The sequence below is a fragment of the Chryseobacterium contaminans genome (assembly GCF_001684955.1).
Classification (GTDB): Bacteria; Bacteroidota; Bacteroidia; order Flavobacteriales; family Weeksellaceae; genus Chryseobacterium; species Chryseobacterium contaminans.
Genome location: NZ_MAYF01000037.1, coordinates 1 through 10,301 on the forward strand (window position 1 = coordinate 1; position 10,301 = coordinate 10,301).

Here is a 10,301-nt window from a genome sequence, read left to right on the forward strand (position 1 = left end):
TTCTATTTCAACAAATTGGTAATTTTGCCTACCAGCCAGTGATCGTCGCTTTTTATCGCCAGATCCATAATATTGTTGATTTTTCCGGTTACAGAACTGAAATCATCCATTAATTTGATGAATTCCTTTGCTTCTTCTGAGTCATTATCATCAATGTTCCTTAGTTCTTCCAGGAAAGAAATTACTGGTTCAATCTCTCTTTTCCTACGTTCTTTGGTAATTTGTTTGAAAAGATACCATACATCTTTTTCTGCCACAAAATATTCTTTACGATCCCCTTTTATAAATTCTTTTCTTACAATTCCCCAGTCGATTAAAGCACGAAGGTTCATATTGGCATTTCCTCTTGAAATTTCCAACTGCTCCATCACCTCATCTGTAGACAATGGTTTACCACTTGCCAAAAGCAACGCATGCACTTGTGCCATCGTACGGTTGATTCCCCAATTGGTAGCAAAAGTTCCCCAGGTTTGAATGTATTTTTCTTTAGCTTCTGAAAGTTGCATTTTGTCTGTACTTTTAATTTCTTATACAAATGTAATTATATTTTTTTGAATTTTCAATAATTTTTGAAAATAAAATTATAACTATTTTTCCCTTTAGTGTTCAGGAATGCTTGGATGTAAAAAGCCGTTCCATAATTAATGAAACGGCCTTCAATTTAATTTTTAATAACTTTAAAAGTCTCCCAGTTTTTGTTGTTCCGCACACGAACCAAATAGATTCCCTGAGGATAAGGGGTCATATCAATTGTATTCTTACCTTCCTCTAAATTTTCTTTCCGCATGATTATCTTTCCTGCCACATCATAGATATACAATTCTTCAATCTTATAGGTTGTTCTTATTTTAATCATTCCTTTCGTTGGGTTCGGAAAGATTACTGTTTTAGGATCAGACTGACGGTCTATTTCTGTTTCCATTTTCTTATTGATGTTCTCGTTGGAAATGCCTTTTGTACATTCCGGAAGTGTAGCTCTCTGAAGAATCAGTCTTAATAAAAGGCTATTAAGTTTCTCTACCTCATAAGAATCTATGGTAGGTTTTATATGATTATTACCTATACCGCTATCATTGGTAAGGAATGTATAGGTTCCGTTGGTAAGCAATGCAAATGTTCTCATTAAGTATTCGGTTTCCTTATTGGTATCACTGGCAGCTAACGGAATAATCGTTATCCCTTTTCGGGCAGCGGTTTTTATTTTATCATACAGCTTCTGAATATTTTCTTCGGACTGGTGTGGTGGAGCATCCAAAATCAGGAACATTATTTTAGTAGAATTTCCTTGGCTCCACTCCAATTCATCAATAGAAACCTGCAATGCTTCTACTACAGCTTCAGGAGTATCTCCCCCACCTGCTGCTCTCTGCTGTTTAATAAACTTAATTAGATCCTCCGCTTTATCAGAGAAATCAAATCTTCTGGTGATATATTCATCGCCTTTGTCTCTGTAAAATACAGATCCATATCTAATTTCGTAATTTTCCAGATTAGATTCCACTTTTCTCAAAACATCCAACAGTTCAGATTGCAGATAAGTGATTTCATCTCCCATTGATCCTGTGGCATCCACAACAAAAGCAAGATCCAGTTTTCTTTTTTCAAGGCATGGTTTATCCAGAACAATTAAATTCTGTCCGTTTTTAAATTCATTCACTGTATTGCTGATAATCTGCCCGGAAGCATCAGATAAATAATAGTTTTTAGAATCTGAAAGTTCTACTTCTATTGGATTGATCCATAATTCTGCATTTCCTAAATTATCTGAAACAGCTTCCCAGATTACATTCTTTTTGTCATCTAACAGCTTTATTTTTTCTCCGATTACAGGTTTCTTATTTTTATTGGTCAATTGAACAGAAACTCTTCTGTCCGGATAAAATTTCCAGGTCTTTTTGTATTGATCCAGACTTGGCGCGGCAATATCTTTCCAGTATTCCCATTTAGAAAAATCATTTACTTCTCCTGCTGTAAGCTGCCCTGCTTTGGGAAACTTCTTTTCTTTTTCTACAGGCTTTTTTTCTGCTTCTTTTAAGTTTTTGTTATATAATTCCTCCAGTCTTTCTTTTTCAGCCTTTCGTAAATGTTTTGTTTTTACAACAATTACCCCATTTGCCGCTTTGCTTCCATATAATGCTGAAGATTCTTCAGGTTTAAGCACTGTAACTCCTTTAATACGTTCCGGATGGATCTCTTTCAAACCATCAATTGTTGTAGGGATTCCGTTAACAACAACCAATGGCTGCTCAGTGCTTCCATTGATAGTACTCATTCCTCTTATCCGTATATTAGTATCTTTCCCTGGCTTAGTTATTGTTACTCCTGGAACAGTTCCGCTTAACATTTCTGAAACAGTGCTTACACTTGATGAAGTAGTAGCAACCTCTCTTTTAATACCATAGCCAGTCATAACAACCTCCTCAATATTCTTAACTCCATCAGAAGTCTCCATATGGTGTTCAATCGCAGGTGGTGGTGAAGGTATATTACTGAGATTTGGTTCTCTTAATGGTTCAGGAACAGGGTTAATATACGTTATCACTCTTTCTACTGAAGTATGTACCTTATTTTTCTCTTTCTGGATATTCTTTTTCGTTATCTCATCTATTTTCGCAATATGAGTATCAATATGAGTTTTCTCTATTGAAGGTTTAGTTTCTACTATTAAAGGCTTTACAGGTTCTGCTGTTTCTTTTTTATTGAGGAAATACAAAGCTCCCAGTCCTACAATTAAGCTTGCTGCAATGCCATAAGGAAACCATACAGGAATGATTTTCTTTTTCTCTTTTTTCTGATCCAGTTTTTCTTCCACTTTTTCCCAAACTTTATCAAAACCAGGAAAAACAGTTGGCTCTTCTGAATGCTTAGAAGCTTCTTTGAATTGTTGATCTATATGATTATTTTCCATTGTTGTAAAAGTTTAAATGTTTTGATTCACCAAAAGTTCCTGAAGTTTTTTTCTTGCAAAATTGAGCTGGGATTTTGAAGTTCCCTCACTGATAGAAAGCATGGAAGCAATTTCCTTATGTGGATATCCTTCAATCGCAAAGAGATTAAAAATAGCTCTGCACCCTTCGGGAAGGAAATTCAACAGGTTCAGAATATCTTTTTCAAAGGAAATATGTTCCGATGATCCTTCTGAAGGTTCGTTTGGGCTTTCTTCCAGAGAAATAAATAAGGCTTTACCAGTTCTTAATTTCTGAAGACATTCATTCACTGCAATTTTTTTAGCCCAGGCTTCAAAAGTGTCCGGATTTTGAAGTTGGCTGATTTTCGTGAAAATTTTATAGAAAGTATCGGCTAATACTTCTTCTATATCTTCATCGTTTTTCAGATAGCGTTTACAGACCGAATACAGCCTGCCTGCCATTTTCTCGTAGACTTGCCGCTGCGCTTTGCGATCGTTACGCTGACATTCCAGTAATAATTCTCGTTCCATAGTCAGGAGTTATATAAGTATAGATGCAGGAACTTTGGTTGGGGTTGGAAGCATGATAAACTTTTTTAAAAACAAAGAACTAATTTAAAATTAGCTTTACCTACTTTTACTTCTACAATATTTTAATTTCAAATTTAACTTTTCCCCTTGTAACAAATCTCTATTATTAACGACTATTAATACAAATAATCTTTTTATAGTAATGAAAAACGCGAAAATTGCATCATTACTTTTTGTTTTGTCTGCAGGAAGTATGATGTTTGCCCAAGATGACTTAATCAACAAGTTAAAAAACAACCACTCACAAAATGCTAATTTTCAGTTCACAACGTTAAAAGACGTTGGTGCTACTTCTGTAAAGAACCAGGGTTCATCAGGAACTTGCTGGAGCTACTCAGGAAACTCTTTCCTTGAATCTGAAATGCAGAGAATGGGCAAAAAACCTGTAGATCTTGCTGAAATCTTTACAGCAAGAAATTCTTATCATGATAAAGCGAAGTTATATGTTTTAAATAACGGTGCTATCAGCTGGGGTGATGGTGGAGAACTTCATGATGTAATCAATATGTACAAGAAATATGGTGCGGTTCCACAGGATGTTTATTCAGGATTGAAACCTGGACAGACTACCAACAATTTCAAAGAAATGCAGGGAAAATTAAAGCCGGTTCTTGACAGCCTTGTTCAGGCTTCTTCTAAAGGAAAGCTTACTGACAACTGGATGGATTCCGTAGATGCTATTCTTGATGAATATTTAGGTAAAGTACCTGCCAACTTCACATACGAAGGAAAGAACTACACACCAAAAACTTTTGCTAAGGAAGTAGTAGGAATTAACCCTGAAGATTATGTAGAATTATCTTCTTACAAAGATTATCCTTACTACCAGAAATTTGTAGTTCCGATTCCTGACAACTGGAGCCACGATTCTGACTGGAATGTACCTATGAAAGACCTTACAGCAATCATTGACAATGCAGTAACCAAAGGGTATTCTGTAGGTTGGGCAACTGACGTTTCAGAACCTTATTTCTCTTATAAAAACGGAGTAGCTTATGTTCCGGATATGGATTTAGACCAAATCAATGCAGAGAATAAACAAACATTATTTACAGAGCCTAAAAAGGATAAAACAATTACTGAGGACATGCGTCAAAAAGGACTTAACAACCTTTCTACAACGGATGACCATGGTATGCATATCGTAGGATTGGCAAAAGACCAAACCGGCAAAGAATATTATATGGTGAAAAACTCTTGGGGAGTAACCAATGACTTCGCAGGATATCTGTATGTAACAAGACCTTATGTTGAATACAAATCGACTGCTATTCTTGTTCACAAAAATGCAATTCCAAAAAGTATCTTAAAGCAACTGAAACCGACAAAAAATATTGGTTTATAAGAAATCACTTCTGTCCTATTAATGTGACAGTTTTAGATATTTAAATCTGTTAAAAAAATGCGCTCCCATATGTTCGGGAGCGCATTTATTTTTATGCATGTTTTGGGGCACAATCTGCTTTAGGTTTAGGACTCTCTCAATAGCCATTTATTCTCAGATTTAATTAAATCTTGAATAATACGCAGTTTAAAAAATTTCTGTTTTGTGATCAACTTATTGGCAAAGAAAAAGAACCGCAGCACCGATAAAATTAAATTTATTTCACTTCTTAAAGAAAAACATTGCAGCATTCATAAAAAATATTACATTTGTAATCATCAACAAATTATTACCTATGAAAAATTTAAGAAAATTAGCAAAAGCAGAATTAAAGAAAATTAATGGCGGAAATGCTCCAGACTGTCCTCCGGATACAACTCCTTGTTTATATTTTTCTGGTGGGCGTGCTCGTTGGAGATGTATTTCAGTTACCGAGGAATGTGATTAATTCTCAGAAGAATATTATATCAAGCATTATAATATTATCTTTTACCAACCCACAGATTATTACTTATGAAAAATTTAAAAAAAATTGTAAAATCAGAACTTAAGAAAATCCAAGGTGGAGATGCCCCTGCTTGTGAATATGACGAAATAGCATGTCGCTATCCTCCTTCAGACGGAAATCCTGCCTTTTGGGTATGTGAACCTATAGCATTCGGATGCAGAAACTAAAAAAAACCGGCTTTCAGAAAATTCTGAAAGCCGATTCTTTAATAAATAGGTGAAAATTAAATATAAAATAAAGTGAATTATGATGATTAATATGAATAGTAAATCGTCAATTTTGCTTCATCAGTCAATAAAATATGCTGTAAAAAATTAACTGTGAAGAAAGTATTTCCTATTCTTTATTCATATTAAAATAATACGCCCATACTTTCTGCTGAAAAGTCTAAAAGAGATTCCGTATTGCCTTCTTTGATCTTTTTTACCCACTGATAATCCTGCAATATAGCACGTCCTACTGCCACAAGATCAAACTCTTCATTATCCAGTCTTTTAATCAGCTCTGTAAGATCTTTTTTCTCTGTTCCCTGGCCAGCAAAAGCATTTAAAAAGTCTCCGTTCAACCCTACAGAACCTACTGTTATGGTTGGTTGTCCGGTAATTTTCTTAGCCCATCCTGCAAAGTTCAAATCAGAACCTTCAAACTCAGGTTCCCAGAAACGACGCTGTGAACAATGGAAAATATCAACTCCGGCTTCTTTTAATGGCAGTAACCAATCTTCCATTTCGGTTGGAGTAAAGGCTAATCTTGTTTTATAATCCTGCTGTTTCCATTGTGAAAGACGAAGGATAATAGTAAAATCCTCTCCTACTGCTGCTCTGATGGCTTTCACCACTTCAACAGCGAAACGACTTCTTTCCTTTAAGGTTTTTCCACCATATTCATCGGTTCTTGTATTGGTTACTTCCCAGAAAAACTGGTCGATAAGATACCCATGCGCTCCGTGAATTTCAAGGCAGTCGAAACCAAGATCTTTTGCTGATTTTGCTGAAGCAGCAAACTGTGCAATCGTATCCTGAATATCTTCAATAGTCATGGTTGAAGCCTTTTCCATAGGTAATAACGGATAGTCTTCAGACATTCTAGTGTCTCCAACATGCCAGATCTGGGGACCCATTTTTCCTCCATTCTGATGCACGGTATCAATTACATTTTTCCAGCCCTTTAAAGCTTCATTACCATAGAAATCCGGGATATTCTGCATATTCTTTGATCCTGGTCTGTTAATAACGGTACCTTCCGAAAGGATCAACCCTACTTCTGAAGCAGCCCTTCTTCCGTAATAATCAGCTATTTTCTGTGTAGGAACTCCATTATCAGACTGAGCTCTGGTCATTGGAGCCATTACAATTCTGTTCTTAAGCTGTAAATTTTTATATTGGAACGGTTTAAATAATGATGATGTACTCATATTTAAAATTTTGTTTTATAATTGTTACACAAAGTAACTAATAATAGTTCGTTTTTGTATCTTTCATTAAAAAAATAGTGGTAACTTCGCAGTAACTTACATTAGTAACATTAAAGTAACGTATGAAAAAGAATGAATTAATGCAATACAGCTGTCCTCTGGGTAAAGCCATGGCCGCCTTGGGAAGCAAATGGAAACCGATTATTGTATTGGTAATTAAAGACCGAAAGTTACGTTTTGGAGAACTTGCTGTACGTATTAATGTCATCTCCAGAAAGGTATTAACCGATCAGTTACGGGAAATGGAAACTGACGGTTTAATAATCCGTGAAGAATTTAAAGAACTTCCTCCAAGAGTTGAATACTCACTTACGGAGAAAGGATTAGCCCTGCTACCTATTTTATACCTGCTGGAAGAATGGGAAGCCAAATACCAGGTGAAAGGAGTATACAATGAGGACTGTAGTCTGGCAGATAAAAAAACGAAAAAGGCCGTCAATGTTTGATGGCTTTTTTGTTCATAAATCACAGCATGATATAAGACTACTTTCAAAAAAGTAAGTATATCACCAAAATGTAAGCATATAGTTTCATCACTATTTCTGATCCAACTTTGCAGAAAAAATTTTCATTATGAATTACAAAGAAATTGCGAAGGAAACTATTGGACATCTGTATAAAGCTCATACCAGTATCCGAAAATCCGGCATTGATGAAAAACTGATTGTATTGGCTGAGCTAAGAGTCTCCCAAATTAATGGCTGTGCTTACTGTTGCAGCTATCACGCTAAAGAACTGTTTAATTTTGGCATCGAACAGGATACGATCAATCAGTTACCAGGTTGGAAACATACCCACCTCTTTGATATAAAACAAAAGTTAGTCCTGGAATGGGCAGAAGCAATTACTTACAATAATGATTGGAAAAACATCAAAGAAAGATTATTACAACATTTTACGGAAAGAGAAATTGTAGAATTAACTTCAAGTATTGCTTTGATGAGTGCTTTGAACAAGCTTCGGATTACATTAGCAGCAAAAGAATAAAGAATTGAAAAATAATGGCTTCTTGTTTATTCCAATTCCCATAAAAAGCGGGCTTTCAGAAATCTGAAAGCCCACCGTCTTTATCTTTAATCCAATTAGAATATCGCAGGATATTTCTGAGGATTCGTTTCATTAAACATCGCGTAGATCTTTTCTACCATATCATCTGCAGATGGCTTACTGAAATAGTCACCATCACTTGCATAGGCTGGTCTGTGATCGTTAGCAGAGATCGTCAATGGATCTGAATCTAAATATCTGAACGCTTTTTGCTTTTCTAAGATCTGCTGTAAGATGAATCCTGTTGTTCCTCCTTCCACATCTTCATCGATTACAACTAATCTGTTTGTTTTCTTAACACTTTCAGCAATTTCGTGAGATAAATCGAAAGGAATTAATGACTGGATATCGATTACTTCTGCAGAAATTCCTAGTTTCTCTAGTTCATTAGCTGCTTCTGTTACAATTCTCCATGTAGAACCGTAGGTTACCAAAGTAACATCTTTTCCTTCTTTTGTTACTTCAATTTTACCTACAGGAACGGTGAATTCTCCTAAGTTATCAGGCTGTTTTTCTTTCAATCTGTATCCGTTCAGACATTCTACAATGATTGCAGGTTCGTCTGCCTGAAGCATTGTGTTGTAGAATCCGGCAGCTTTAGTAAGGTTTCTTGGCACCAATACTAAAATACCTTTTGAAAGGTTTAGAATACCTGCCATTGGAGAACCTGAATGCCAGATTCCTTCTAATCTGTGCCCTCTTGTTCTGATAATTAATGGAGCTTTCTGACCTCCTTTAGTTCTGTATTGTACAGTTGCCAAATCATCACTCATTCCCTGAAGGCAATAAAGAACGTAATCCAAATACTGGATTTCAGCAATAGGTCTTAAACCTCTCATCGCCATACCAATTCCCTGTCCAAGAATTGTAGCTTCACGGATTCCTGTATCTGCAATACGCAATGCTCCGTATTTTTCCTGCATTCCTTCCAACCCTTGGTTTACGTCACCGATGTTTCCGGTATCCTCTCCAAAGATTAATGTTTCAGGATATTTTTCGAAGATTTTATCAAAGTTGTTTCTGATCACCACTCTTCCGTCCACATCTTCAGAACTGTCTGAGTAAACAGGCTTAATTTCCTTAATGTTTTCAGCCTTCCATTCAGATTCAGAATATAGGTGAGATGAATAGTTGTCTTTTTCAATTTCAGCTGCTTCATTATATTTCTGCATCAACTGATTTCTTTCTGCAGAGTTTGTACCTCTTGTAGCCAATAAAGCTTTTCTTGCTAAATGGAACACATCTTTCTTAGCTTTTGAAACTAATTTACTGAAATGAGTAAGCGCTGCTTCTACTTCAGCATTCTGACCTTTAAGATTTTCTACTAAAGGAACAATAGACTGAATTAATTCTTTAATAGCGGTCTGGTAGTTATCCCAAGCTGTTTTTTGCCCTGCCTTAGCTGTTTTCTTAGCTTCTTCATCAATAGCATCCAATTCTTCAGCAGTCGCAATTACTTCTTCTTTTCCATCAATTTCGATAGAATAGTTGATAATCCACTCCTTGAATTTTGCTAACCCGTCAAATTCAGCTTCCCAAGCCAAACGTGCTTCGTTTTTATATCTTTCGTGAGAGCCTGATGTAGAGTGCCCCTGAGGCTGAGTGACGTCTACAACATGAACTACTACAGGAACGCTTTCTGTTCTTGCAAAATGTTCTGCTCTAGCATACGCATCCAATAATGCCGGATAATCCCAGGCTCTTACCTGAATGATTTCACAGCCTTGGTTCTCTCCTTCTTTTCTCTGGAAACCACTTAGCATTTCGCTGATATCCGCTTTCGCTCTCTGGTTCTTAGTAGGAACTGAAATTCCATATCCGTCATCCCAGATAGAAACAATCATTGGAACCTGAAGCGCACAAGCAGCATTCAATGTTTCCCAGAAGTGTCCTTCTGCTGTAGAAGCATCACCAATAGTTCCGAAAGCAATCTCATTTCCTTCTTTTGAAAACTTTTCAGAACCTTCAAATTTCACACTTTTATATATAGTAGAAGCCTGAGCCAATCCTAATAATCTTGGCATTTGCCCTGCTGTAGGAGAAATATCTGAAGAAATATTCTTCTGTGCCGTTAAATCTTTCCAACTTCCGTCTTCATTTAAACTTCTTGTCGCAAAGTGCCCGTTCATCTGTCTTCCTGCTGAAGCCGGTTCTCTTTCTACGCTGGTATCGGCATACATCTGAGCAAAGAAACTTTCAACCGTTAAAGCATTAATTGCTAATGCAAAAGTTTGGTCTCTGTAATACCCGGAACGGAAGTCTCCATTTCTGAAAACCTTCGCCATTGCAAGCTGAGGAAGTTCCTTACCATCCCCAAAAATTCCGAATTTAGCTTTTCCGGTAAGTACTTCTCTCCTTCCGAGATAAGACATTTCACGAGAAATCCTTC

At 36.3% G+C, this 10,301-nt stretch carries 10 protein-coding genes; 5 read left to right on the top strand and 5 right to left on the bottom strand.

Annotated features, from left to right (window positions below; translation table 11 throughout):
• Nucleotides 1–2: 2 nt before the first annotated feature.
• From BBH99_RS03760 to BBH99_RS03770, 3 genes are all read right to left on the bottom strand, one after another.
• The gene (locus BBH99_RS03760; RefSeq protein ID WP_066692173.1) at nucleotides 3–506 is read right to left on the bottom strand and encodes a GbsR/MarR family transcriptional regulator; all 504 of its coding nucleotides are present in this window, start codon (nucleotides 504–506) and stop codon (nucleotides 3–5) included.
• A 155-nt stretch (nucleotides 507–661) separates the two neighbouring features.
• Nucleotides 662–2,908, bottom strand: a complete 2,247-nt coding sequence (locus BBH99_RS03765; protein ID WP_066692178.1) for a TonB-dependent receptor plug domain-containing protein — start codon at nucleotides 2,906–2,908, stop codon at nucleotides 662–664.
• 12 nt (nucleotides 2,909–2,920) lie between these two features.
• Nucleotides 2,921–3,439, bottom strand: coding sequence for an RNA polymerase sigma factor (locus BBH99_RS03770; RefSeq protein WP_066692180.1), 519 nt, complete (start codon nucleotides 3,437–3,439; stop codon nucleotides 2,921–2,923).
• A 202-nt stretch (nucleotides 3,440–3,641) separates the two neighbouring features.
• Here BBH99_RS03770 and BBH99_RS03775 point away from each other — a divergent pair, with 202 nt between their 5' ends.
• The 3 genes from BBH99_RS03775 (at nucleotide 3,642) to BBH99_RS22260 (ending at nucleotide 5,558) form a co-directional block, all read left to right on the top strand.
• Nucleotides 3,642–4,844, top strand: a complete 1,203-nt coding sequence (locus BBH99_RS03775; RefSeq protein ID WP_066692182.1) for a C1 family peptidase — start codon at nucleotides 3,642–3,644, stop codon at nucleotides 4,842–4,844.
• A 334-nt stretch (nucleotides 4,845–5,178) separates the two neighbouring features.
• On the top strand, nucleotides 5,179–5,331 hold the full coding sequence (locus BBH99_RS22255) for a bacteriocin-like protein (protein WP_165601876.1): 153 nt from the start codon (nucleotides 5,179–5,181) through the stop codon (nucleotides 5,329–5,331).
• A 65-nt stretch (nucleotides 5,332–5,396) separates the two neighbouring features.
• Nucleotides 5,397–5,558: a bacteriocin-like protein gene (locus tag BBH99_RS22260; protein WP_165601877.1), complete on the top strand. Its 162-nt coding sequence runs from the start codon at nucleotides 5,397–5,399 to the stop codon at nucleotides 5,556–5,558.
• A 185-nt stretch (nucleotides 5,559–5,743) separates the two neighbouring features.
• On the opposite strand, the gene BBH99_RS03780 is transcribed toward BBH99_RS22260, so the two are convergent.
• Nucleotides 5,744–6,805, bottom strand: coding sequence for an NADH:flavin oxidoreductase (locus tag BBH99_RS03780; protein WP_066692184.1), 1,062 nt, complete (start codon nucleotides 6,803–6,805; stop codon nucleotides 5,744–5,746).
• 122 nt (nucleotides 6,806–6,927) lie between these two features.
• Here BBH99_RS03780 and BBH99_RS03785 point away from each other — a divergent pair, with 122 nt between their 5' ends.
• Both BBH99_RS03785 and BBH99_RS03790 read left to right on the top strand, forming a co-directional pair.
• Nucleotides 6,928–7,311 carry a winged helix-turn-helix transcriptional regulator gene (locus BBH99_RS03785; protein ID WP_066692187.1) on the top strand — a complete coding sequence of 128 codons (384 nt, stop codon included), beginning with the start codon at nucleotides 6,928–6,930 and terminating at the stop codon, nucleotides 7,309–7,311.
• Between the two features lie 127 nt (nucleotides 7,312–7,438).
• A complete protein-coding gene (locus BBH99_RS03790; RefSeq protein ID WP_066692190.1) occupies nucleotides 7,439–7,852 on the top strand; it encodes a carboxymuconolactone decarboxylase family protein in 414 nt (137 codons plus the stop codon).
• A gap of 95 nt (nucleotides 7,853–7,947) precedes the next feature.
• Here the strand turns inward: BBH99_RS03790 and BBH99_RS03795 are convergent.
• The coding region (locus tag BBH99_RS03795) for an alpha-ketoacid dehydrogenase subunit alpha/beta (RefSeq protein WP_066692197.1) at nucleotides 7,948–10,301 on the bottom strand (2,354 nt) is incomplete at its 5' end.

What these genes read in the sequence shown, in the direction of transcription:
- BBH99_RS03765 (WP_066692178.1), bottom strand. Translation starts at nt 2,908, where the DNA reads ATGGAAAATAATCATATAGATCAACAATTCAAAGAAGCTTCTAAGCAT.
- BBH99_RS03790 (WP_066692190.1), top strand. Translation starts at nt 7,439, where the DNA reads ATGAATTACAAAGAAATTGCGAAGGAAACTATTGGACATCTGTATAAA.
- BBH99_RS22260 (WP_165601877.1), top strand. Translation starts at nt 5,397, where the DNA reads ATGAAAAATTTAAAAAAAATTGTAAAATCAGAACTTAAGAAAATCCAA.
- BBH99_RS03760 (WP_066692173.1), bottom strand. Translation starts at nt 506, where the DNA reads ATGCAACTTTCAGAAGCTAAAGAAAAATACATTCAAACCTGGGGAACT.
- BBH99_RS03780 (WP_066692184.1), bottom strand. Translation starts at nt 6,805, where the DNA reads ATGAGTACATCATCATTATTTAAACCGTTCCAATATAAAAATTTACAG.
- BBH99_RS03785 (WP_066692187.1), top strand. Translation starts at nt 6,928, where the DNA reads ATGAAAAAGAATGAATTAATGCAATACAGCTGTCCTCTGGGTAAAGCC.
- BBH99_RS22255 (WP_165601876.1), top strand. Translation starts at nt 5,179, where the DNA reads ATGAAAAATTTAAGAAAATTAGCAAAAGCAGAATTAAAGAAAATTAAT.
- BBH99_RS03775 (WP_066692182.1), top strand. Translation starts at nt 3,642, where the DNA reads ATGAAAAACGCGAAAATTGCATCATTACTTTTTGTTTTGTCTGCAGGA.
- BBH99_RS03770 (WP_066692180.1), bottom strand. Translation starts at nt 3,439, where the DNA reads ATGGAACGAGAATTATTACTGGAATGTCAGCGTAACGATCGCAAAGCG.